Genomic DNA, 22,492 nt, shown 5'->3' with positions numbered 1-22,492 from the left:
CCGCAAAGAGAGTCACAGACGCAAGGAGCCTCGCCTCATTCGCACCATGCCGTTCAGCGAATGTTCTGAAATGCGCGTAGCCGCAAAAAGTATCCTAAAAACATGACCTTTGGATTTGGCAAGAAGGTAGGGACTCCGTTTCTTGACATTCCCACCGCCGCAGTATGAGTCCGCGATCCACCTCGTGTGCCCCCACGCGAAACCGGTGCAATTTGCGACATCGGCGAAAATGTTTTGCTTGCCCATCAAGGCATGGCGGAGACAGATATTTTCCCGCGCTGGGATCACGTGCCGATGACATTCGGATGCCTGAATGGCTGGGCCAGTGATCGGCGGGACAGTTGACCTCTCTGCATTGACATGATCGATGAGTACCGGGCCCAGACCTGATTTCTATCGTCCAGAGAATCAGAGATATCTGCCGATCATCCAAGGAACCAATATGTACCGAAGTCTTGGTCTTTCGATCGCCGTCGCAGTCTTCGCGAGCGATCTCATTTCAAAATGGCTTATTGTGAATGTGGTCATGGACCCTGCCCGCGTGATAGATGTTTTTCCATTCTTCAATCTGGTGCTCGGATATAATCGCGGTGTTACATTCGGCCTCCTGAGTTCCGGCAATCCAATCGCGCCCTATTTGCTGTCCGGGTTCGCGCTTCTTGTCGTGGGCGTTCTGGCCAGATGGCTCTGGCGCAGTACCGTACGCCTCGAATCCGCCGCGATAGGTTCGATCATTGGCGGTGCATTGGGTAACGTTGCCGACCGACTGGCGGACGGAGCGGTCACCGATTTTCTCGACTTCTATGTCGGCGGCTATCACTGGCCGGCGTTCAATCTCGCGGATGTCGGAATAGTCCTTGGAGTGGCATTGTTTCTCGTTACCTGGTGGTCCGGAGAAACGCAGCGCGACGATGGCACCGCGCCGAAAGTGTAGATTCTGCGCTTTTGCCAAGGCAATCTTCAGGCGGATTTTCTAGCAAGCCCGCCGATGATGCCGCAGTCGGTGGCAGTGCCCCCATCGCAGGCCCGTGCCAGGCCGATCAGTTCCTGTCTCATCGCCTGCAGCTGTTCGATCTGCTCTTCCACCCGGCGCAAATGATTTCGTGCCAAAGTCGCAGCGTCCTTGCAATCCCGGTTTGGTGCGTCCGACACTTCGAGCAGCGAGCGAACTTCGGACACCGAAAAGCCCAAACCCCGAGCCCGCCGGATGAATGCGAGCCGTTCGACATCGGCGTCTGCGTAAATCCTTCGTCCCGACTGGGAGCGCGGAGCGGGCTTCAGAAGACCGATCTCTTCATAATAGCGAACGGTGTTGACTTTGGTCCCGGTCGCGCGGGCAATTTTTCCTATCTGCATTCTTTAATCCTCGATGATGGCCATCGCAGGGTGTGTGTCTCCGCGACGCAATCGCACATCGGCCGTCAGACTTTCTGCGAAAGGTGCGCAGAAAGTCCTTGATCCTCCAGTAACTGGAGATTGTAAAGCTCAAAAATCATGAGTTTAGATGATTCGGAAGACTGTGGTTGCACCGGCGACCCCGAGAGGGCGGTTGACGATCCGCAATACCGCCGCGCGCTTTGGATCGTGATTATCCTCAATGTCGGTTTCGGCATGATCGAGCTGGCCGCCGGGTTTTTAGCCGCGAGCCAGGCGCTCAAAGCCGACGCGCTGGATTTCCTTGGCGATGGCTCGATCACCTTCATCGGACTGCTTGCGCTCGGATGGACGGCATCGACGCGTGCTCGGGTGGCGCTCGCGCAAGGTTTGTTTCTGGCGGCGCTTGGTGTGAGTGTGATCGGCGCGGCGATCTGGCGCATGTTCGATATGGTGCAGCCGGAAGCCGGCATCATGGGCTGGGTGGGTTTTGTCGCCCTGCTTATCAACCTTGCCGCCGTTTTTGTGCTCGCTCGCTTTCGCAAAGGAGGCGATGCTCAAGCGCGCGCGATATGGCTATTTTCACGCAACGATGCCCTGGCCAATGTCGCGGTCATCGTCGCAGCCGGTTTGGTTTATTGGTTGGGAAGCGCATGGCCTGATATCATCGTGGCCGCTGCGATTGCGTTTTTGTTCCTCCATTCGGCTCTCGAAATTATCCGCCATGCGCGCAGCGATATGAAAACGCAGCAGATTGCATGATGAAATATTTGGCGCGCCTGTCCGGCATTTGCCTGGCCCTTCTGTTGTCGTTCGGCAGCGCGCAAGCGTTGGCGGCAGAACCCAACACGATCTGGCGCCTGCTCGATTACATGGCGGTAGATTATGCAGCTGCCGTCGAGGACGGCGAAGTCGTCAACGAAGTCGAATATGAGGAAATGGTCGAATTCGCCGGTACGGTACGATCGGGTATTGCGGAATTGCCTGAACGCCCCGGTCGCGTTCGGCTAGAGGCAAACGCGAAGCAACTTGAAGCCGATATCCTCTCGATGGCCCCCGTTGATCAAGTTGCCACGGCAGCCAGAAAGCTCGCTGCGGATCTCCTAGCCATCTATCCGATCACGCTCTCGCCTTCGAGGGCGCCCGATCTTGAGCGCGGAAGACTGCTGTACCAGGAGACTTGTGCCAGTTGCCACGGGGTGTCAGGAAACGGTCGCGGGCCGGCGTCTGCGGGCCTTGATCCACCGCCGATCGCATTTACCGACGTCGATCGCGCGCGTCAGCGCAGCATTATGGGTCTCTATCAGGTTATCGACCAAGGGATCGATGGCACCGCCATGCCCGGTTTCTCGCAGCTCTCCTCCGACGATCGTTGGGCCCTGGCCTTCTATTCGGGATCCGTCGCCTTTGAGGCGGTCGACGAAGGGGCGCGTCTATGGAAGTCAGATTCCGAACTACGCAAACGCTTTCCCGATCTTGCCGCTCTCACGAAGATCACGCCGGACGAACTGGCAGGAGAGATCGGGCAAGTGCGCGCGGACGCGCTCATGGCCTATCTTCGGGCCAACCCGTCGGCGATCGCCGATGTAGCGGGGCCTCTTGGCATCACACGTACCCGGCTCGCAGAAGCTGAACGCGCCCACGCGAACGGGAATATTTCCCGGGCCAAGGAGCTCGCACTGTCGGCATATTTGGACGGGTTCGAACCCGTCGAACCGATATTGGCGACACGCAATCCGGATCTTCTGGTGCGTATCGAGAGCGGGATGATGGACTTGCGTGCAGCCATCGACGCAGATCTGCCGACCTCTGCGATAAGCGAACGGATCCGGGCCATCGAGGGTTTGCTCGTACAGGCTGAAAATGTCCTTGCGCCGGAATCTGCGACGGGCTGGTCAACCTTCGTGGCATCTTTCGCGATCCTCCTCCGCGAGGGTCTGGAGGCATTGCTGATCGTGATCGCCATGATCGCTTTCGTGAGGAAGGCGGGACAGGATCGGGCATTGCGATTTGTTCATGGCGGGTGGACCGGTGCGCTGGTGGCAGGCGCGCTTACTTGGCTTGCGGCGACCTATCTTCTCGACATCAGCGGTGCCGGCCGGGAATCGATCGAGGCATTCGGTTCGCTGATTGCAGCGCTGGTCCTTCTGTCGGTTGGCGTCTGGATGCACGGAAAATCACAGGCAGACAATTGGCAGCGCTATATCCGCGACAAGCTTGGCAAGGCGCTTTCGCGCGGATCGCTCTGGTTCCTGTTCGGGATCGTATTCCTTGTCGTCTATAGAGAGGTCTTCGAAACCATCCTCTTTTACGCTGCGCTGTCCGCTCAGGGAAGTACGGGCTATCTGCTGGCGGGCGCTGCCACGGCCGGTTTGCTCCTTGTCGTCATCGCCTGGCTGCTGCTGCGCTACAGCCGGACGCTGCCGATCGGAAAGTTCTTTGCCTACAGTTCGGTGCTCATCGCCCTGCTTGCGATTGTCCTGATTGGCAAAGGGATCGCGGGCTTGCAGGAAGCGGGTGTGATCGGAATTGCGCCGATAGCCGGCGGTCCGCGACTAAGTATGCTTGGAGTTTATCCGACGTTCCAAGTGATTGGCGCTCAACTTGCAATGGCATCCGTACTTTTACTTGGTTTCTGGATTAATCACACCCGAGCATCAAACAATGACCGGTCACGCGATGCAGTGTGATATTATATCTTTCTATTACGGCGTTTGTGTCGACCCAGGTCGGTACATGAATAGCGCATTTGTTCGTTCTTATGCATTGAGCTGCGCGACGGCTTCGGAATTCGAAGAGAATATCGACTTGTGCCATGTGATTGGTCCTGCTAGCGGGGCCAAAGTGTCATGACCCTCCGTATGCCCCTTCTTGCCTTGAAGCCGTTTTTCGCCATGCTGATTCTCTTCGGCCTGGTGTTCAGCGTAAGCGTGGACGCGGCGGTATGCGGGCCTGAAATTGGCGAACTTACAAGTGTCGAAGCTGCAAGTAGCGAGACTGGTCAAGACTTGCCGGACAGCCCGAATGAGCAGCATGGCATCTGCGCCCACGGCCATTGCCATCATGGAGTCCAATTTGCAGGCAATGCGGATATCGGGGCCGGTGAGCGTTCATCCGGTGCACAGCATTTCTTCGAACCCGTCGGCCTGACTGCAGTCCAGCAAGCGATTTTGACGCCCCCTCCTCGAATCTGACGTCCAGTATTGCCGCCGCAATGTCGGCGCGCATTCGGCATGTCAGTAGAGGAAAAATCAATTCATGTTTGCCATTATTTGGCGAGGCGCCCTTTTTGCAGGGCTGAGCCTCGCAGTACTGCCCGGTGCGGTGCGTGCACAAGAACGCGCGGTGTTGACGCTCGACGAAGCTCTCGCGCGTGCGGGTGTGGACGAAAGCGCGCAGGTGCAATCAGACAATCCGCGTTTGATCGGGCCGCAGGCCGAAACGGACGCGGCACGCGCGCTTATCGATCAGGCACGGCTTCGGCCAAATCCTGAGCTTGCCTTTGAAGCGGAGAACATCGCAGGAAGCGGTGCCTTTTCAGGGCTGCAAGCAACCGAATATACGCTGTCTTTGAGTCAGCGCCTCGAGCTAGGCGGCAAGCGGGGCGCACGCATTCGCTCGGCCGAGGCCGAGGCGCGCGTGGCAATGCTTTCTGGAGAATTGTCGGTCGCTGAGCTGAGTCGCATGGTGCGCGAACGCTACATCGAGGCGGTCGCTTCAGCTGCGCGACTGGAACTTGCCCGCGACGTAGTCGAACGCAATCGCGAACTCGCGCGTATAGCTGGCCTGCTTGTCGAAGTTGGCCGCGAGCCGCCGCTGCGCTCGCTTCGTGCAGAAGCGGCCCTTGCTGAAGCCGAGGCGGAGTTTGAAGCCGCGCGAGCTTCAGAGATAGCGGCGCGGAGCGCGTTGGTGGCGCTCTGGGGTGAAACGTCCCCTCCCCCGGACGTGCCATCGGCGTTTCCCGGGATCGAACCTCCTGCGATGCTTCTTGCATCGCCTTCTGCTTTGCGTCTCCAAGTCGCGCGTGCCGAACGCGAGGCGGCGGACGCTGCGATCGACAGGGAGCGCTCTTTGGGTGTTCCCGATCCGGCCATCTCCGCCGGTGTCAGGCGGTTCGAGGAAAGCAGGGATCAGGCCTTCCTAGTGGGCGTCTCGATTCCCCTTCCTTTCCGCAATCGCAATCAGGGTAACATCGCCGCTGCCGAGGCCCGCTTCCGCGCGGCCTCCGCACGCGAGGCTGTCGCCCGCGCGGATTTCGAACTCGAAGTAACCCAGGCGCGCGGCCGCTTTCTCGCCGCCGAGGCTCGTGTAGAGACTCTGTCCCAAACCTCCCTGCCTCAAGCGGAAGAAGCCTTGCGCCTCGTCCGGATTGGGTATCGCAACGGCAGGTTCCCGCTGATCGAGGTTCTGGCTGCGGCCGAAGCCCGCGATGCAATCCGAGAAGCCTTGATCCAAGCCCAGGAAGATCGCGGTCGCCTGGCGGCGCAGTTGATCTGGCTTGGCGCCCAATGAGGAAAATACCCATGAACCGTAAGCGTTTGGCCGTACTGATCGGCCTGATCATTCTTGTTTTTGCGGCTGCTGTAATGCTGTGGCCGGACAACGGCGCAGAACCGCACAGCGAAGAGGAAACCGAAGAAAGCGATCTCCCGGAAGGACTGGTCCTACTCGGCGAAGAGGAGATTCGAAGCTCCGAAATCATGGTCGAGACCGTTGGTGAGGGCTCGGCGGTAGAGCTAGTGTTCCCAGCCACAATCGCCGCTAGCCCCACAGGCAGCGCGCGGATCGATGCGCGAGCGGCGGGCGTGGTGCGGAGCGTTCAAAAAACGCTGGGTGATTACGTCCGGCAGGGTGAAACCATTGCGCGTATCGAAAGTGCGGAAGCGGCAGCTTTGGCATCGCAATTGAGCGCGGCGCGCGCGCGCGTCAACGAATTGTCAGCCGCCTATGAGCGCGAACGCCGGCTTTTCGAAGCCAATGTTACGGCGCGGCAGGATCTCGAAGCGGTGCGCGCCAATCTCCAGGTCGCCCAGTCAGAACTGTCCCGCGCGCAGGCAGCGGTTGCGGCAGCGGGCGTGAGTGGCGACGGTCGGTCTTTGGCGGTTACCAGCCCTCTTGCAGGACGGGTAACGGCGGCGCCTATTGTCCTTGGTTCGTTTGTCGATGCGGGAGAGGAACTCTACCAAATCGTGAATCCTAATGCGATGCAGATCGAAGTCGCGCTCCCCTCTGCAGAAGCGAGCCGTATTCAGCCAGGCGATGAAGCCACGCTGGAACTTGCAGAAAACCGCGAGATCGGAGCGCGGGTCCGCTCCGTCACGCCATCGCTCGATCCTGAGAGCCGCAGCGCGACGGCAGTCCTTTCGCTCACGCGGTCCATCCCCGGTCTTCAACCAGGTGCCTTCCTGCAAGCGCGCATCCGACCTTCGGGCGAGGTCGACACGGGCCGCATGTCGGTGCCCGAAAGCGCGGTGCAGTCACTCGACGGCCAGGAAGTGGTTTTCGTGCGCACGCGCCGCGGCTTCCAGACCCGTCCGGTGGTGACCGGCGCACGTTCCGCAGGCCGCGTGGTGATCGAATCCGGTCTCGAAGCGAACTGGCGGATCGCAACCGAGAATGCCTTCCTGCTCAAAGCCGAACTCGAAAAAGAGGAAGCCGAACATGGACACTGATCGCATGCAGGAAACGGAGCACTCGCACCGCCACGGCCTGATCGGCATGATCCTCGACATGGCCGTGCGTTTTCGCTGGGCCATGGTCGTTTTGACGATCGGTGTCGCCATCTATGGCGTGATGAACCTTCTTCGGCTTCCCATTGACGCCGTACCCGACATTACGAACGTTCAGGTGCAGATCAATACCGAAGCGCCCGCCCTTTCCCCCTCCCAGGTCGAAACGCAGGTAACCTATCCGGTGGAAACCGGTCTCGCCGGGATCGATGGTCTGGAAATGACCCGTTCGATTTCGCGCAACGGGTTCAGCCAGGTTACTGCAATCTTCGAAGAAGGTACTGACATCTATTTCGCGCGGCAGCAGGTCAATGAGCGCCTGACGCCGATCACCGCTTCGCTGCCCGAAGGAGCAGAACCGGTAATGGGACCTATCTCGACCGGTCTGGGCGAAGTGCTCATGTATACGATCGAGTTCGAGCATCCGGGGGGCAAGGAAGCACCGAAGGGCAATGCGGTCGGTTGGCAGTCCGACGGAAGCTTCGTTACCGAACGCGGTGACAGGCTGGATAGCGATGTCGCTAAGGCTGCTTATCTGCGTACCATTCAGGACTGGGTGGTCGCTCCACTCATGCGGTCGGTCGATGGCGTCGCCGGTGTCGATTCCATCGGGGGTTTCCGAAAGCAATATCTCGTACAGCCCGATCCTGCTCGCATGACAGGCTACGGGCTTTCATTCGATGAGGTGATCGATGCGCTGGAAGCCGCCAACCTTGCCGAAGGCGCGAATTTCGTCGAGCGATCAGGAGAAGCCCTGCTGGCTCGTGTCGATGCACGGCTCGGCAGTGTCCAGGACATCGAGCAAGCAGTCATATCTACACGTGGAGGCGTTCCCATTCGCGTGGGAGATGTCGCAACGGTCAGCATTGGCGGTGATCTCAGAACCGGGGCTGCATCGCTGAATGGCGACGAGGCTGTGGTTGGTACCGTCCTCATGCGGGCAGGAGAAAACAGCCGCACTGTTTCAGCCCAGGCCGCTGAGAGGCTTGACGAAGTCCGCGCCTCCCTGCCACAAGGTGTGGTAGCCGAAATCGTCTACAATCGTTCGTCTCTCGTCGATGCAACGATCGCGACCGTCGAGAAGAATCTCGTCGAGGGTGCGCTGCTGGTCATAGCCATCCTGTTCCTTTTGCTCGGCAACATACGGGCCGCAATTATCGCCGCTCTGGTTATCCCTTTTTCGATGCTGATGGCATCGATCGGCATGAACCGGCTCGGAGTGTCAGGCAATCTGATGAGTCTGGGCGCGCTTGACTTCGGTCTGATCGTCGATGGGGCCGTGATTATCGTCGAGAATAGTGTGGCACGTCTTGCGGCCAGACAGGAGCATGAGGGCCGGCTCCTGACACTTGGCGAACGGCTGACGGAAACGCGGCTTGCCGCGCAGGAGATGATCAAGCCGACTGTCTATGGTCAGGCGATTATCCTTCTGGTGTTCGCACCGTTGCTGACCTTCACCGGAGTCGAGGGCAAGACGTTCTCGCCGATGGCCATCACGGTCATGCTGGCGCTCGCGTCGGCATTCGTACTCTCGCTGACTTTCGTCCCGGCGATGATCGCGATCCTGCTGAACAAAAAACTGACGGAGAAGGAAGTCAAACCGATCCGGATCGCCAAGGAACGCTATGGGCCTCTTGTCCGCAAAGCCATCGCCCGCCCTTGGCCGGTGATCGGGGCCGGTGCCGGCATTTTTGCCGTTGCTGCTCTGGTGTTCAGTTTCCTTGGCAGCGAGTTTACACCGCAGCTCGACGAGCGCGATATCGCGGTGCAATCATTGCGAATCCCTTCCACATCTCTCGAGCGGTCTCTGGCGATGCAGCGGCGAGTAGAAGATCGATTGGAGGAATTTCCGCAAGTGCAGCTGGTATTCTCACGTACCGGTACTGCGGAAGTGGCCAGCGACCCGATGCCGCCCAACGCCTCCGATGCGTATGTGATCCTGAAGCCGCGCGATGAATGGCCTGACCCGGATCTTTCGAAAGATGATCTGGTGGCAGAAATGGAGAGTGCTCTGGGAGGCCTGGTTGGCAATCTCTATGAGTTCAGCCAACCAATCGAACTTCGCTTCAACGAACTGATCGCTGGCGTGCGCGGCGATGTCGCGGTCAAGATCTACGGCGACGACCTGACCGCCATGACCTCGGCAGCGAACGAGGTCGCCGGGATTTTGCGCGAGGTCGAGGGAGCTGCGGATGTTAAAGTCCAGCAGGTCACCGGTTTCCCAACGCTTGATATTGCCTTCGATCGTCCAACGATCGCTCGATATGGGCTGAAGGTCGAAGACGTCGCTCAATCCGTCGCAATTGCTTTGGGCGGGCGGCCTGCCGGGCTGGTCTTTGAAGGCGATCGAAGGTTCGAGGTCGTCGTTCGGCTTTCGGATGCGACACGCGATGATTTCGATCAGCTTGGTGCATTGCCGGTGCTGCTTCCGAACGGAGCGACCATACCGCTGCGCTCGGTCGCCGAATTCCGGGTTGTGGATGGCCTTGCCGAAGTCCGCCGTGAACAGGGACGCAGGCTGGTGATCGTTTCCTCCAACGTGCGCGAGCGCGATCTTGGCTCCTTCGTTGAGGAAGCGAGGGCGAATGTCGAGGCGCAGGTCGAATTGCCCGCTGCAGCCTTCATCGAGTGGGGCGGCCAGTACCAGAACCTTCAGGCTGCGCAGGAACGGTTGCAGATCGTTATCCCGATCGCTTTCGCGGTTATTCTCCTGTTGCTCTATATGGCAGTCGGAGGCTGGGTTCCCGCTCTGGCTGTTTTCAGCGCGATCCCGCTCGCCCTCGCTGGCGGCATCTTCTCGCTGGCTCTGCGCGGAATGCCGTTTTCGGTTTCGGCGGCAGTCGGGTTCATCGCCCTCTCGGGCGTGGCGACCCTCAACGGTCTCGTGATGGTGACTGCAATACGCCAGCGTCTGGACAAGGGGATGGCGCTCGATGAGGCCATCGTGGAAGGCGGACTGGCGCGCTTGCGTCCAGTATTGATGACGGCTCTGGTCGCGTCGCTCGGGTTTGTCCCCATGGCGATCGCGACCGGCACTGGAGCGGAGGTTCAACGGCCTCTGGCAACGGTGGTCATTGGCGGTCTGATCACCGCCACTGCGCTCACCTTGTTCGTCCTTCCCGCGATCCTGAAGCTCGTCTTCGCCACCAGAAAGGATGACCGGACGTGGCGTCAACGCTGGTGGGACCGCCTGCGCCGCAACGTCACTCCCGAGGAACGGCAAGAGCTGCAAGAGGTTACGTGAATGGAGAGCATCAATGATTAGTAGCCAGCTCAGTGTGACTCTTGCCGGCGCCCTGATACTTTCAAGTGTTCCAGCATCGGCGCAGGATCAGAGCACGCTTGTTCCGATCGCCGGTGTCTGGAGCCTTGGTGAAACGCGGTCTTGTGATAGCGGACCGGCCTGGGTGTTTTTCGCAGATGGCTATTATGCCGAAGTGCAGCTTCCGGACGGTGGCCCCGCCGCCGTCGGAATTTGGCGAGACGAGGGCGATGCCATCGCTTACACCCACGCGCACATGCCATTTGAAGGTCATGAACGGCCGATGCGGGTTCGTCATCTTACCATCGAAGAGCGCACCGCCGAAAAACTGACAACCCGCAATTATCGCGGTGTCACGCGCACGTTTCACCGCTGTCCAGCGAATTCGCTGAAAGTGCCGGCAGGTCAGGACGCACATTGACGCTTTCGTTACGCAATATGCGGGCTTCGCTAGTCCCTATTCGGGTTTCGCGAACCTGCAAGCTTACGGGTCTGCGGCACCGGGAGCGGTCAATTTCCAATGGGAAGCAATAGGCAATGACGCGAACCATCGAACTCGAAGGCTCACCGCTCCTTCCCGACATCCCGAGCGAAACCGATCATTGCATCGCGCGCTTGCAGTCTTTGCTCAGCTCGCGGATCGGCGTGCACGAGGTCACGATATTGCCCGGCGAGAAAGATGCATCCGCCCGACTAGCGATATCATACGATGCCGATCGCCTGACTGTCGCCCGCATCAAGGAGTTGGCCCATGTGGCCGGAGCGGAAATCTCCGAACGCTACGGACACGTTGTCTGGCAAGCCGATGGCATCAATTCCACCCGCCGTGCCCAAACGGTCGCGGACCTGCTGGCCAGCAAACCCGGTATCCTCGAAGCAAATGCTGATGCGAGCGGGAGGTTCATCGCCGAGTACGACCGTCAGCTAACCGATGAGCCTAGGATTGCTGGCGAGCTCAAGAACCTCGGCGTGTCGGTTCTGGCGGGCGATGTCGCCAGGAACGCCGAGCACTCTTCCAAAGACCATGATCACGATGATGAAGATCGTGCCGGGCACAGTCATGGTGGCATTTTCGGCGCGAACACCGAACTCTATTTCTCGCTCGCCTCGGGCGTATTTCTCGCGACCGGGTTCGGGATTGAGAAGCTATGGTCTGGGCATCCAGGATGGCTGCCATTCGCATGCTATCTCGCGGCGTATTTCTTTGGCGGATTCTTTACCGTCCGAGAGGCGTGGGACAATTTGCGCCTGCGCCGGTTTGAAATCGACAGCCTCATGCTTGTCGCCGCTGCGGGCGCCGCCTTTCTCGGGGAATGGGCCGAAGGCGCGCTATTGCTGTTCCTGTTCAGTTTCGGCCACGCGCTCGAACACTACGCGATGGGCCGCGCCAAGAGGGCGATCGAGGCGCTCGCCGAGCTCGCGCCGGAAACGGCACGAGTAAAACGTGGAGATGACGTCGTTGAGGTTCCGGTCGAGGAGCTTGCGCTAGGCGACGTCGTAATCGTGCGTCCGAACGAACGCCTTCCGGCTGACGGCTTCATCTTGGACGGCGTCAGTGCCATCAATCAGGCTCCGGTGACCGGGGAAAGCGTGCCGGTCGACAAGAGCGCGGTTTCGAATATCGCTTCTGCGCGCGCAAATCCTGACAATCTTGCGGATGACAATCGCGTCTTCGCAGGGACGATCAACGGATCGGGCGCGCTCGAAGTGGAAGTGACCCGGCGATCGAGTGACACGACCCTCGCCAAGGTCGTCCAAATGGTGAGCGAAGCCGAGGCTCAGCAATCTCCTACCCAGCGCTTCACGCAGCGCTTTGAGCGAATTTTTGTGCCTGCCGTGCTCGCTTTGGCCGGCCTGCTCCTTTTCGCCTGGGTTGTCATCGACGAGCCGTTCCGCGACAGTTTTTACCGGGCGATGGCGGTGCTTGTGGCTGCCAGCCCCTGCGCTTTGGCGATCGCGACCCCGAGCGCGGTCTTGTCCGGAGTAGCCAGAGCAGCACGCAGCGGCATTCTGGTAAAGGGCGGCGCGCCGCTCGAGGATCTCGGCGCGCTCAAGGCCATCGCGTTCGACAAGACCGGTACTCTTACCGAAGGCGAGCCCCGCATGACCGATGTCCAACCCGCGCAGGGTGTATCTGAAAACGAACTGCTTGCGATTGCCTCGGCGGCTGAAAATCTGAGCGATCATCCCCTAGCACAGGCGATTGTTAGGGACGGCAAGCAGCGGCTTGGCGATGAGGCACTGCCCGAAGCTACAAGTCTTGAAAGCTTCACAGGCAAGGGGATCACCGCGCTTGTCGGCGGTGAGCGGGTGTGGATCGGAAAGCTCGAAATGTTCGGGCAAGACGGGGTCCCTCAGCTCGGTGCCGAACTGTCGGATGCTATCGAGTCCATGCGCGAGCGCGGGCGGACGACGATGGGCGTTCGCTCGGAAACGCGCGATCTTGGAGCGATCGGTTTGCTCGACACGCCGCGGGCGGCAGCAAAGGCGACGCTCGAAGCGTTGCGCGGCCTCGGGATCACCCGAATGATCATGATCTCGGGCGACGACCAAAGAGTGGCCGATGCGGTTGGAAAGGAAGTCGGCCTCGACGAGGCCTGGGGCAATCTCATGCCCGACGACAAGGTCAAGGCCATCCGCAAGCTTGCCGGCCAGGACAAGGTTGCGATGGTCGGAGACGGGGTTAATGACGCTCCGGCCATGGCGAACGCAACGGTCGGAATAGCAATGGGGGCTGCCGGCTCGGACGTTGCATTGGAGACAGCCGATGTCGCGCTGATGGCCGATGATCTCGCCCGACTGCCTTTCGCCGTCGATCTGAGCCGACAAACCCGGTCAATCATCCGGCAGAACATGATCGTCAGTCTCGGAATTGTTGTCGTGCTCATCCCGGCAACCATTTTCGGTCTCGGGATAGGCCCCGCTGTCGCGGTTCACGAGGGATCAACGCTAATCGTGGTCGCCAATGCGCTTCGCCTTCTGGCGTATAAAGAGAAGGGCAGCACAAAAGACATAGCAGAGAAGCCAGTATGAGCTGCAACGATGACTTCGATCTGGATTCGGCGGACAAGCGACGCACATTGTGGATCGTATTGTGGCTCAACGTCGCAATCGCGGTTGGTTTCTTTGTCGTTGCCTATTTTGCGGACTCGAACGCGCTCTTGGCCAACGGGCTCGACAATTCGTCGGACGCGCTTGTCTACGCTCTCAGTCTCCTTGCGCTGAGTCGACCGCGCTCCTGGAAGCGAGGCGCAGCGCGCTTTTCTGGCGTCATGCTTTTGATCTTTGCCGGCGGAGTGATTGCTGATGCCGTCAGGCGGTTTGTTGAAGGTTCTGAGCCGGGTGGCATCCTGATGATCGCGATGGCTGCCGTCGCGGGCATAGTGAACCTCTATTGCCTTCGCCTGTTGCAAAAGATGCAGAACAAGGACGTCAACATGCGGGCCGCCACCACATTCAGCTTCAATGACTTCATTTCGAACGGCGGGATTATCATCGCTGGCGTCATCGTTATGATCACAGGCGCGAACTGGCCGGACCTTGTGGTCGGCATCGCTGTGGCTGGCATAGCTCTTTACGGCGGGATCGATATCCTGCGCGACGCGCACAGTGACAAGCACGACGAGGCGGGAACGGTTCATGGCGAAACACGGGAATGAGCCTCGTCCACGAGATATTTGTAACTGAGGATTTGTCGGCGATCCTGACCTTGGCGATGCTGGCAAGCCTCGGCCTGGGTGCTGGCGTTGTCTGGGAAGAAAAGCACGGGCCTACCCCGAACGAAAATGGGTTCGCGGCGGCCGTCCACTCTGGCGCCCTTGCCGCACTTGCGCTTGTTTTGACCGGTCCTGCAGTTGGACAAGCAAGGGGTGACTTCATAGACGCAGCCCTGCTCCCCGCTGGCGGGACTCTCTATCTTCTGGCGGTGCTGATCGGAGGCTGGGCTTCGCATCGCGACTCAGTTGGAACCCTGTCCGACGCCGTGGGAAGACGCGGGCCGAAGATGACCATTGCGCTTCAAGGCGGTATTGCGCTGGGGTTTGGTGGCATCGCTCTGGGTGCAGCAGCAGCCGTGTCTGTCTTCGCCGGTTTCGCAGCAACACTAGGGGTTGGAATCACCTTTTTCCTGGTGGGGCGAAAGACAACAGCCGGATTTCGCGACAGCGCGATGAAACGCATGGATCGTCTAGCGATCCATGTTTTTCTGTCACTCGCCTTTGTTGCCGCAGCGGTAGCCGGGTTTTGGCTTCTCCACGGCATGAGCGAAACAGCGGACGCGCGGTTGGCAATTCTACTCGCAGGATACTTTCTTGTCTGGTCGGTTCATTTTTTGCTGCAAATCCCGGGCAGACTGGGAGGTTTGAATTTGGCAGCACTCGCGGCCTTCATCTCCGGGCTTGCGATGTTCGGAATGATTGCAGTCGGATTTAACGCCGCGATCGGAGCAATCGATAATTCCGATGCGATCCTTCAGCATCCGGATACCGCCGGCAACAAAATCGCAAATAGCGGAGAAAAGTGATGGCGCACTCGCACGATCAAGCTGGCCACAGTCACGGCGAGGAAAACCTTAGCGATCGTCAGCTGATCCTCGCGGTCGCGATCAATGTCCTCCTGACCCTTGCCCAGATTGTCGGCGGCATCCTTTCAGGGTCACTGGCGCTTATCGCGGATGCATTGCACAACTTCAGCGATGCGGCCTCTCTTGGTCTTGCGTGGTTTGCGCGACGCATAGGCCGGCGTCCGGCGGACAAGCTGATGACCTTCGGCTACGCCCAGGGAGAAGTGGTCGCCGCACTCATCAATCTGACGACCTTGCTGATCATCGGATTCTATCTGATCGTTGAGGCGATCAACCGTTTCGCCGCGCCGCAGCCGGTCGAAGGCTGGACCGTGATCTGGGTTGCCGGGATCGCACTTGTCATCGATCTCGTCACCGCATTCATTGTCTATCGCGGCGCGCATGACAGCATTAACATGAAGGCTGCCTTCCTTCATAACGTTTCGGACGCGCTGGCCTCGATCGGTGTGATCGTCGCCGGAGTGCTAATTATTCTATACGATCTCGTCGTCGCCGATCTCATCATCACTCTCATCATCGCGGCCTATGTCATCTGGCAGGGCGCGACGCTCCTACCGCGAACCGTTCGTCTGCTGATGGGAGCAGTGCCGGACGAGGTGGAATTTGATCAGATGGTTGAAAACCTGCGCGCGCTTGGCGGCGTGCAGGATATTCACCACGTCCATGTCTGGAATCTGGGAGAACATCACCGGGCGCTCGAAGCCCATCTCACTCTTGTTGATTACTCCCAAACAGCATTCGAGGGAGTCAAGCGACGCGCGCGGGCGATGCTGGAAAAGGATTTCGGCATCGCACATGTCACTTTCGAGCCCTGCCTCGCTACGGACTGCGATGATGCGCTGATCCCTGCCCACCCGGCACCCAACAACGGGAAAAACACGGTCGGTGATTAAGCTTTCGCTGGCCTGTTCCTGCCCGGCCGTTCGCAGACCCTGAGCCCTCATCGCGCGCCGGTCGCGGACGGTATTGCAGTCCAGAACCGATGCACCGCGAGCCGCCCTCACCCAATATGGGCATAAAAGCCTACTACTGCTATTGCGAATACGTCTCAATAGCAGTAGTAGGCTGGTAAATGTCTCGAAAGGATTCTTCACATGTATCGCGCTACCGCCTCGCTCATAGCAATTGCACTGGCCGCCCCTGCTTACGCCAATGAAAAAGACCCGACCGATGAGCGGCAATCGCAGGACGGGATAGCAAACCCAAGCGAATCGATTATCGTGATTGGCGGTCGCATCGATGCGTATGAAGTGGCCGGTGCGGCGGACCTAATCGATTGCGAGGAACTGAGCGAATTCGAGCATGGTGACGTCAACCGTGTCCTGCGCCAGGTGCCGGGGGTCAACATTCAGGAAGAGGACGGTTTCGGGCTATTCCCGAATATTGGCTTGCGCGGCGCGCCGGTCGAACGGTCGAGCAACATCACCTTGATGGAAGATGGCGTTCTCATTGCCCCTGCCCCCTACGCCGCTCCGGCCGCGTATTACTTTCCCGCGATCGGTCGAATGGACGCAGTCGAAGTGATCAAGGGCGCGGGCTCGGTACGCTATGGTCCTCGCACGATCGGCGGGGCCATCAATTTCCGATCGACTCCGATACCGACCGAGAGCCTGGCTGGCGAAGCTTCCGGCCAGCTTGGTTCTCGCGGCTATTATCAGGGTCATGGCTGGATTGGCGCTAGTGCCGACAATTTCGGGGCGATGGTAGAAAGCTATCAGCAAGGCAGTGACGGGTTCAAGACGATAGATGGGCTTCCCGGCGCCGAGACCGGTTTTCAACGTCAGGACTATCGCGCCCGCTTCGCCGTCCACACCAACCCAGATTCGCCGGTCGATGCTCGCCTCGAGTTCGCCTATGGTCGATCCGAACTTGAGGCGAACGAAACCTATTTGGGCCTCGCCGACGCGGATTTCGCGAGCGATCCGTACCGGCGCTATTCGGCCAGCCAACGCGACGTTTTCACGGGCGAGCACGATCAATATCGGCTCACCGGCACCCTCCGGTTGCCCGACGACACGCAGTTCGCGGTTACCCTATATCGCAACGATTTCACACGAAGTTGGTCGAAGCTACAGGACATCGATTTCGATGGTGATGGCAGCTTTGATGCCATCCAACCCGTTTTCGATGCTCCCTCCTCAAACGAGAGAGGCCTCGCAATCCTGCGAGGCGCAGACAGCGCTGAAGGTGCCCTTCGCATTCGCAACAACAACCGCGTCTATCGGAGCGAAGGCGTCCAGCTTTCGTTCGAAAGACCTTTCGAGACCGGCGAGGTCAGGCACAACCTGGCTGCGTCGCTCCGGTATCACGAGGATGAAGAAGACCGGTTGCAGAATGAGGAATTCTATACGCAAACGGATGGAGATCTCGTTTTCGTCCGGCAGACGGCTCCGGGCGCTCAAGCCAATCGCGAGGCGAAGGCGAAGGCGATCGCTTTCTATCTGGAGAACCGGATCGAGATCGGCGGGCTTACTCTGACACCCGGCATTCGGTACGAAGGCATCGACCTTACTCGACTGGACTATGATCGAGCCGACCCCGCTCGTCTCGATGGACCTGCGCGCATACGCAAGACCAACGTTGACGAATGGCTTCCCGCACTCGGTGCAACCTATGCACTGGGAGACGTGCTGTTGATTGCAGGCGCTTCGCGCGGTTTTTCTCCCCCCGGGCCCGGAAATCCGGAGGCACGAGCCGAGAAAAGCTGGAACTATGAATTTGGTGGGCGTTTTCGGAATGGCGCCATTCAAGCTTCCGCGATTGCGTTTTATTCCGACTATTCCAATCTGCTCGGAAACTGCACACAATCCGTGGGGTGTAGCGTCGGGGATATTGGCGACCAGTTCAATGCTGGGGCCGTCTCCGTGAAGGGGTTGGAGCTGGCAGCTTCGACGGAGCATCAAGTGGGTAGGGAAATTTCTATTCCCTTCTCGGTGGTTTACACGCTCACCGACGCGCAATTCGAAAGCAGTTTCGAGAGTGCGTTCTTCGGTTCCGTGTCCCAGGGCGACGCACTCCCCTACATCGCTCGCCACCAATTCTATGCCGAAACGGGGCTCGCATTTGGACCGGCATCCTTGCTCGTGAGCGCCAATTACACATCGCAAGTACGCACCGAAGCAGGTAGCGGGGATATTTCGCCCGATGAGCGTATTGACGAAAGGATTGTCTTTGATCTCGCCGGCCGGTTTGCGCTGACGGAAGGTCTCTCTTTGTTTGCCAGAGTGGATAATCTGTTCGACAATGCTTATGCTGTAGCGCGTCGGCCTTCGGGTTTGAGACCGGGGGCTCCCCGGCGCTTCGTAGCAGGCGCTAGCGTGCGCTTCTGAGTATCTACGCCGGCCGATGATCGCGCAATCTTGTAGGAGGCGGGAGCGCCAGTGAGCATTTCCGCCTCACTAAATGCAGGTGAGGTCGAGACTCACGCAATCGATTGCGCCGACATTCGACGTGCCGCAGGCCACACACCCGCCAAAATATGAGGACGGCGGACACCTCCCCCAGAATAAATAGGAGTTTTGACATGACCCTCTCCATTGGCTCGACAGCTCCCGATTTCACAGCGGAAACGACCCAAGGCACCATCACCTTCCATGATTGGATGGGCGACAATTGGGCTATCCTGTTTTCTCATCCAAAGGCATTTACCCCGGTTTGTACGACCGAGCTGGGTTACATGGCCGGTCTCGGCGAGGAATTTGCCAAACGCGACACCAAGATTCTCGGCCTGTCGGTCGACAGCAGCCAAGACAATCGCGACTGGCTACCCGATATCGAGGCGGTCAGCGGCAATAAAGTCGATTACCCGGTGGTCGGCGACAGCGACCTGAAGGTGGCCAAACTCTACAATATGTTGCCCGCCGAGGAGACTGGCAGTGCGGAGCAAAGAACCGCAGCCGACAATGCTACCGTTCGCGCCGTCTATATCGTTGGCCCGGACAAAAAAATCCGTGCGATGCTACTCTATCCGATGAGCAGCGGACGCAATTTCGAAGAAGTGCTCCGATTGCTCGATTCAGTCCAGCTCACCGAAAGTAAAGGCGTGGCAACCCCGGTCAATTGGCAGAGTGGGGATGACGTCATCATTCCACCGTCTGTTTCCGATAAAGAAGCGAAAGCGCGCTTCCCGCAAGGTTTCACAACGCTGCGCCCCTATCTGCGCACGGTTAAAATCGACTGACCAGCGCAAGCGGATGTGGTGTATTTGGGCTCGAACTCAACAGGGGAACCCGCATGAAGCTAGACAAAAGCAGTCACGCAACTGCGGCTTCTGCCGCATTACGATTTGGCACCGACGAATTCGTAAGCGCATCCTGCCAGAAACTCGCGGAAATGGAGTTCGTTCAGCTCTCGGCGGGCTGGTAGCCACGGGCGGAATTCTTCGTATTCGCGCGAGACGCCGAACGGTTTCGTAGCGAATATTCCGATTTCAATCAGCCATCGCGGCCAGCGCTCGGGGTGCTTCAGGCCAAGCAGGGCCATCCGGCCACCCGTCGGGAGAGCAGCTGAGGCGCGCTCGATGATCGCGGCGTAGTCAGGTGGCATTTCCAGTCGAAAGGTGCTGATGACTGCGCTGGTCTCGCTCGGAAAGCGGAAGGCGGCTACGTCTGACTGCACAAATTCGACATTGCTAGCTCGCAGGCGCTTCGCTCGTCGACGGGCTTGGTCGAGCATGCCTTGCGAAAGGTCGACCAGCGTCACCTTGCCGCTTGGTCCTACTCTCTCAAGCAGAAACGCGAGGTTTGCGCCGGTGACAGCACATAGATCGATCACATGGTCACCGGCCTTGAGTTCAAGCCGGTTAACCAGATCGCGTCGCCAGCGACCAAGACCGGCCCACCGAAACCCCGACACCAATCGGTCATAGATTCCCGCGTTCTTGTCGTAGAGACGTTCAACCTGTTCGTTGGATAGAATTGCCATGGCGCGTGCTAGCGAACCTCGTCCGAAGAGATGGTGAAAACCTCCGCGAGGTCGTCCGGGTATGGCATTGGCGCGAATGCGCTCACGTTTGCGCGTCCGGTATTGCCCCAGGGGAGCCGTCCGGTGAGATTACCAAGGGGAGCGAGCGCAAGACGTATGACCTGCCCCAGAACTTCGCGGCCATCGCGGGTTTCAACTGCATAGCCCAGCATCGTCATATGTGAACGAAGGTGCGGCCCGAAGAAGCCCTGGCCCAGAATATGTTCCCGCTCGAGCGCGGTCCAAGCCAAAGCCCGGTCACCAGACTGCCTGGCGGCACGGAAAACGCGCCGCTCAGCTTCGATAAGTTCAATAATGTCCTTCTTTGCCACAGGATTTTACCGTTCTGCTTGCATCTTCGAATCGTCTTATGCACCTTGTAGTGGCTACAAGGTCAAGCATTGCGAGAAACCCATGAAGATTGGTGCCCTGGCGCGGAAGACCGGCACGACCGCCGAAACGATCCGCTACTACGAACGGACCGGATTGCTGGAGGAACCACCACGCACCGCCGGAAACTACCGGGACTATGGCCCGACCGAATTGGCCAGATTGCGGTTTATCCGCCGCGCACGCGACCTCGGCTTCACCATGGCGGAGGTGCGCCAATTGCTTTCTTTGTCGGATGATCCATCGCAATCGTGCGAAGCCGTGGACTCTATTGCCAGCCTCCACCTACGCGAAGTGGATCGGAAGCTTGGTGACTTGCGAAAACTGCGAACCGAACTGCGCCATATGGTCGACGACTGCCAGCACGGAGCGGTTGGCGAATGCCGGATAATCGAAGTGCTTTCCGGCTAGCGGGACAGCGCGCGTTTATTCGAGCGGTGACGGGACGCAAACCATGATCATCTCGAAATTCGGGGCGTGTTCTGACATATCTCGTCGGTGCGTTCGACAACAGAACCGATCCAGTCATCGATCTCGGCTTCGACCCAAACCGTGCAACGGGGACCGAGCGAACGCGACTTTGGAAAACGGCCTTCGCGCATCCGCTGATAGATTGCCGTTCGGCGCAGGCCCACGCGCGCCATGACCTCGGGAAGACGAATGAGCCGGTCTGGCGTTGGCTCGACAGGAACGGCTTCCGCGTCCGTTTCGAGACCAGTCGTCATTTCAGAGAGCGAAGCTTTGTTCATCCTGCCGCTCCAGTTGCGCGAGGTGATCCGACAGGAGACCGGCGGTGCGGTGAGCGGTCCCCTTTGCCCAGCGCGGTCTCACATCGAGCAGCCTCTCGCCCAGCGCTTGATCCAAAGCAGACGGCAACTCGCTTATGAAGGTTTCAAGAAATTCCAGCACGCCGCTATTCTGCCAATCCTTGCTACGCTGCGAGTACCCCGCGAGTGCCAGCATCAGGGAGGTGCGCGGCGCGTGACCGCTCGCGTCAAGGATGGCCAGCGCCTCAAGCAGTGTGGCTGACCTTGTCCCGGCGAGGATGCGTCGGAGCGCGTCCTTGTTGATATTCGTCTGTGCGGCAATCGTCCGCCGGGACTTGCCACTTTCGTCCACGGCATGGTCGAGGAAAGCGGCGACTCCTCGCGATAGTTCTCCCCATTTGTCGTTTGTGTTTCGCGCCATTGTTCCTGCTTCCGGTGATCTTTAGCGAATCACCAACAGGCTAGGCGACGCGTCAAACTGTAGGAAAGGAAAAAGAACAAATAAGGAACTCGTAGGAAACTGGCTCATCGTCACACGATTTGATTCGCGCAGAGTCCGGTCCCTCGATCTCAGATTTCGGTATGGGTGGCGCAATGATCGGTATTCTTGGCCGCAATGTCTGCACCGGTCGCGCAAAGCCCGGTCAGATTGCCCAGAATCGACGATTTCTCTTGGTCGGAATGCCGCGTGCGGCAGTTTCCGTTTTCCTACACCCTGCCTTCCAATCGAGGAAAGAACATACAGCGAACGCATCGCTGCCAATGTTCGAAACGGAGTTCCTCGATGAACAATGCAATCACCCTTCCCCGCCCATCCGTCAAAGGCATTCGTGCCCGCGACTATATTCTTCCGGCCGCGATTGCGGTCGCCTGCGCCGGTGCCGCCTATGCCGGTGCCGACACGACCTTTGATCCGGCGCTGCAGAAGTTCACTGACTTCCTCGAAGGTTCGGGCGGCAAGATCATCACCGTCCTCAGCCTTGCCGGCGGTTTGATCGCGCTCGCCTCGGGCCGCTTCGCCCTTGGGCAGGTCGCGGTCCCGGTCGGTGTCGGAATTGGCGTCGGCACAGGCGTGCCGATCGTCACCTCGGTCGTGACCGCAACCATTTGATCGCGGTCTAACGACGGGAGGGCGGCATGGCCGACAGATACCTCGTTCCACGGCGGCTCGACGACCCGGAGCTCATCGGCTTCTGGACCATCGACGAGTTTGCGGGACTGCTCGTCCCCTTCGCGTGGGGCATCCTTTCGCAGCACATCATCATCGGCACCGGCCTATCGGTCATGACCTGGTTCGCCCTTCGAAAGGCGAAGGCATCAGGCGCAGGGTCGAAACTGGTCCATGCTGCCTACTGGTATCTGCCGGGGAGCTTCCTCGGGCTGAAAGCCACGCCGCCCTCCCACTGCCGCCTGCTCGCAGGCTGAG

General features: G+C 59.2%; 22 protein-coding genes. 17 read left to right on the top strand and 5 right to left on the bottom strand.

What is annotated here, in order from left to right; translation table 11 throughout:
- The first annotated feature begins 442 nt into the window (after positions 1 to 442).
- Positions 443 to 934 carry a signal peptidase II gene (lspA, locus tag PF049_07535; GenBank protein WBY15469.1) on the top strand — a complete coding sequence of 164 codons (492 nt, stop codon included), beginning with the start codon at positions 443 to 445 and terminating at the stop codon, positions 932 to 934.
- A 26-nt stretch (positions 935 to 960) separates the two neighbouring features.
- Here the strand turns inward: lspA and PF049_07530 are convergent, their stop codons facing one another.
- The gene (locus PF049_07530) at positions 961 to 1,356 is read right to left on the bottom strand and encodes a helix-turn-helix domain-containing protein (GenBank protein WBY15468.1); all 396 of its coding nucleotides are present in this window, start codon (positions 1,354 to 1,356) and stop codon (positions 961 to 963) included.
- A 138-nt stretch (positions 1,357 to 1,494) separates the two neighbouring features.
- On the opposite strand from PF049_07530, the gene PF049_07525 reads away from it, so the two are divergent.
- From PF049_07525 to PF049_07465, 13 genes are all read left to right on the top strand, one after another.
- The gene (locus tag PF049_07525; protein ID WBY15467.1) at positions 1,495 to 2,136 is read left to right on the top strand and encodes a cation transporter; all 642 of its coding nucleotides are present in this window, start codon (positions 1,495 to 1,497) and stop codon (positions 2,134 to 2,136) included.
- On the top strand, positions 2,133 to 4,064 hold the full coding sequence (locus PF049_07520) for a cytochrome c/FTR1 family iron permease (protein ID WBY15466.1): 1,932 nt from the start codon (positions 2,133 to 2,135) through the stop codon (positions 4,062 to 4,064). The genes PF049_07525 and PF049_07520 overlap by 4 nt, the downstream gene beginning before the upstream one ends.
- Positions 4,065 to 4,223: 159 nt before the next feature.
- Complete coding sequence (locus PF049_07515; protein ID WBY15465.1) at positions 4,224 to 4,568, top strand: hypothetical protein; 345 nt, start codon at positions 4,224 to 4,226, stop codon at positions 4,566 to 4,568.
- 64 nt (positions 4,569 to 4,632) lie between these two features.
- Positions 4,633 to 5,886 (top strand): TolC family protein, encoded by a 1,254-nt coding sequence (locus tag PF049_07510; GenBank protein ID WBY15464.1) that lies wholly within the window; start codon positions 4,633 to 4,635, stop codon positions 5,884 to 5,886.
- A 26-nt stretch (positions 5,887 to 5,912) separates the two neighbouring features.
- Entirely contained in the window at positions 5,913 to 7,046 is a 1,134-nt protein-coding gene (locus PF049_07505) for an efflux RND transporter periplasmic adaptor subunit (protein WBY15463.1), read from the top strand.
- 37 nt (positions 7,047 to 7,083) lie between these two features.
- Positions 7,084 to 10,347 (top strand): CusA/CzcA family heavy metal efflux RND transporter, encoded by a 3,264-nt coding sequence (locus PF049_07500; GenBank protein WBY17879.1) that lies wholly within the window; start codon positions 7,084 to 7,086, stop codon positions 10,345 to 10,347.
- Between the two features lie 13 nt (positions 10,348 to 10,360).
- Positions 10,361 to 10,786 carry a hypothetical protein gene (locus PF049_07495; protein ID WBY15462.1) on the top strand — a complete coding sequence of 142 codons (426 nt, stop codon included), beginning with the start codon at positions 10,361 to 10,363 and terminating at the stop codon, positions 10,784 to 10,786.
- A gap of 116 nt (positions 10,787 to 10,902) precedes the next feature.
- Entirely contained in the window at positions 10,903 to 13,398 is a 2,496-nt protein-coding gene (locus PF049_07490) for a heavy metal translocating P-type ATPase (GenBank protein WBY15461.1), read from the top strand.
- The gene (locus PF049_07485; GenBank protein WBY15460.1) at positions 13,395 to 14,024 is read left to right on the top strand and encodes a cation transporter; all 630 of its coding nucleotides are present in this window, start codon (positions 13,395 to 13,397) and stop codon (positions 14,022 to 14,024) included. Before PF049_07490 ends, PF049_07485 begins: the two co-directional genes overlap by 4 nt.
- The gene (locus PF049_07480; protein ID WBY15459.1) at positions 14,021 to 14,887 is read left to right on the top strand and encodes a hypothetical protein; all 867 of its coding nucleotides are present in this window, start codon (positions 14,021 to 14,023) and stop codon (positions 14,885 to 14,887) included. Before PF049_07485 ends, PF049_07480 begins: the two co-directional genes overlap by 4 nt.
- On the top strand, positions 14,887 to 15,840 hold the full coding sequence (locus tag PF049_07475; GenBank protein WBY15458.1) for a cation diffusion facilitator family transporter: 954 nt from the start codon (positions 14,887 to 14,889) through the stop codon (positions 15,838 to 15,840). The genes PF049_07480 and PF049_07475 overlap by 1 nt, the downstream gene beginning before the upstream one ends.
- A gap of 201 nt (positions 15,841 to 16,041) precedes the next feature.
- Positions 16,042 to 18,276, top strand: coding sequence for a TonB-dependent receptor (locus tag PF049_07470; protein ID WBY15457.1), 2,235 nt, complete (start codon positions 16,042 to 16,044; stop codon positions 18,274 to 18,276).
- A 194-nt stretch (positions 18,277 to 18,470) separates the two neighbouring features.
- Positions 18,471 to 19,127, top strand: coding sequence for a peroxiredoxin (locus tag PF049_07465; GenBank protein WBY15456.1), 657 nt, complete (start codon positions 18,471 to 18,473; stop codon positions 19,125 to 19,127).
- A gap of 98 nt (positions 19,128 to 19,225) precedes the next feature.
- Here the strand turns inward: PF049_07465 and PF049_07460 are convergent, their stop codons facing one another.
- Positions 19,226 to 19,870, bottom strand: a complete 645-nt coding sequence (locus PF049_07460; protein ID WBY15455.1) for a class I SAM-dependent methyltransferase — start codon at positions 19,868 to 19,870, stop codon at positions 19,226 to 19,228.
- Positions 19,871 to 19,878: 8 nt separating this feature from the next.
- The gene (locus tag PF049_07455) at positions 19,879 to 20,241 is read right to left on the bottom strand and encodes a DUF3703 domain-containing protein (GenBank protein WBY15454.1); all 363 of its coding nucleotides are present in this window, start codon (positions 20,239 to 20,241) and stop codon (positions 19,879 to 19,881) included.
- Between the two features lie 82 nt (positions 20,242 to 20,323).
- Between PF049_07455 and PF049_07450 the strand changes: the two genes are divergently transcribed.
- A complete protein-coding gene (locus PF049_07450) occupies positions 20,324 to 20,710 on the top strand; it encodes a helix-turn-helix domain-containing protein (GenBank protein ID WBY17878.1) in 387 nt (128 codons plus the stop codon).
- Between the two features lie 47 nt (positions 20,711 to 20,757).
- Here the strand turns inward: PF049_07450 and PF049_07445 are convergent, their stop codons facing one another.
- Together PF049_07445 and PF049_07440 are read right to left on the bottom strand one after the other, a co-directional pair.
- Positions 20,758 to 21,024: an AlpA family transcriptional regulator gene (locus tag PF049_07445; protein ID WBY17877.1), complete on the bottom strand. Its 267-nt coding sequence runs from the start codon at positions 21,022 to 21,024 to the stop codon at positions 20,758 to 20,760.
- 1 nt (position 21,025) lies between these two features.
- Positions 21,026 to 21,418 carry a hypothetical protein gene (locus PF049_07440; protein WBY15453.1) on the bottom strand — a complete coding sequence of 131 codons (393 nt, stop codon included), beginning with the start codon at positions 21,416 to 21,418 and terminating at the stop codon, positions 21,026 to 21,028.
- A 432-nt stretch (positions 21,419 to 21,850) separates the two neighbouring features.
- Between PF049_07440 and PF049_07435 the strand changes: the two genes are divergently transcribed.
- A complete protein-coding gene (locus tag PF049_07435; GenBank protein ID WBY15452.1) occupies positions 21,851 to 22,177 on the top strand; it encodes a hypothetical protein in 327 nt (108 codons plus the stop codon).
- Between the two features lie 26 nt (positions 22,178 to 22,203).
- Positions 22,204 to 22,491 (top strand): type IV conjugative transfer system protein TraL, encoded by a 288-nt coding sequence (gene traL, locus PF049_07430; protein WBY15451.1) that lies wholly within the window; start codon positions 22,204 to 22,206, stop codon positions 22,489 to 22,491.
- Position 22,492 lies beyond the last annotated feature (1 nt).

This window comes from Erythrobacteraceae bacterium WH01K (assembly GCA_027941995.1).
Classification (GTDB): Bacteria; Pseudomonadota; Alphaproteobacteria; order Sphingomonadales; family Sphingomonadaceae; genus CAJXSN01.
Note: the sequence above shows the minus strand (reverse complement) of the source record. Positions and strands in the feature narration are given on the sequence as shown.

What these genes read in the sequence shown, in the direction of transcription:
- lspA (WBY15469.1), top strand. Translation starts at nt 443, where the DNA reads ATGTACCGAAGTCTTGGTCTTTCGATCGCCGTCGCAGTCTTCGCGAGC.
- PF049_07530 (WBY15468.1), bottom strand. Translation starts at nt 1,356, where the DNA reads ATGCAGATAGGAAAAATTGCCCGCGCGACCGGGACCAAAGTCAACACC.
- PF049_07525 (WBY15467.1), top strand. Translation starts at nt 1,495, where the DNA reads ATGAGTTTAGATGATTCGGAAGACTGTGGTTGCACCGGCGACCCCGAG.
- PF049_07520 (WBY15466.1), top strand. Translation starts at nt 2,133, where the DNA reads ATGATGAAATATTTGGCGCGCCTGTCCGGCATTTGCCTGGCCCTTCTG.
- PF049_07515 (WBY15465.1), top strand. Translation starts at nt 4,224, where the DNA reads ATGACCCTCCGTATGCCCCTTCTTGCCTTGAAGCCGTTTTTCGCCATG.
- PF049_07510 (WBY15464.1), top strand. Translation starts at nt 4,633, where the DNA reads ATGTTTGCCATTATTTGGCGAGGCGCCCTTTTTGCAGGGCTGAGCCTC.
- PF049_07495 (WBY15462.1), top strand. Translation starts at nt 10,361, where the DNA reads ATGATTAGTAGCCAGCTCAGTGTGACTCTTGCCGGCGCCCTGATACTT.
- PF049_07490 (WBY15461.1), top strand. Translation starts at nt 10,903, where the DNA reads ATGACGCGAACCATCGAACTCGAAGGCTCACCGCTCCTTCCCGACATC.
- PF049_07485 (WBY15460.1), top strand. Translation starts at nt 13,395, where the DNA reads ATGAGCTGCAACGATGACTTCGATCTGGATTCGGCGGACAAGCGACGC.
- PF049_07480 (WBY15459.1), top strand. Translation starts at nt 14,021, where the DNA reads ATGAGCCTCGTCCACGAGATATTTGTAACTGAGGATTTGTCGGCGATC.
- PF049_07475 (WBY15458.1), top strand. Translation starts at nt 14,887, where the DNA reads ATGGCGCACTCGCACGATCAAGCTGGCCACAGTCACGGCGAGGAAAAC.
- PF049_07470 (WBY15457.1), top strand. Translation starts at nt 16,042, where the DNA reads ATGTATCGCGCTACCGCCTCGCTCATAGCAATTGCACTGGCCGCCCCT.
- PF049_07465 (WBY15456.1), top strand. Translation starts at nt 18,471, where the DNA reads ATGACCCTCTCCATTGGCTCGACAGCTCCCGATTTCACAGCGGAAACG.
- PF049_07460 (WBY15455.1), bottom strand. Translation starts at nt 19,870, where the DNA reads ATGGCAATTCTATCCAACGAACAGGTTGAACGTCTCTACGACAAGAAC.
- PF049_07450 (WBY17878.1), top strand. Translation starts at nt 20,324, where the DNA reads ATGAAGATTGGTGCCCTGGCGCGGAAGACCGGCACGACCGCCGAAACG.
- PF049_07445 (WBY17877.1), bottom strand. Translation starts at nt 21,024, where the DNA reads ATGACGACTGGTCTCGAAACGGACGCGGAAGCCGTTCCTGTCGAGCCA.
- PF049_07435 (WBY15452.1), top strand. Translation starts at nt 21,851, where the DNA reads ATGAACAATGCAATCACCCTTCCCCGCCCATCCGTCAAAGGCATTCGT.
- traL (WBY15451.1), top strand. Translation starts at nt 22,204, where the DNA reads ATGGCCGACAGATACCTCGTTCCACGGCGGCTCGACGACCCGGAGCTC.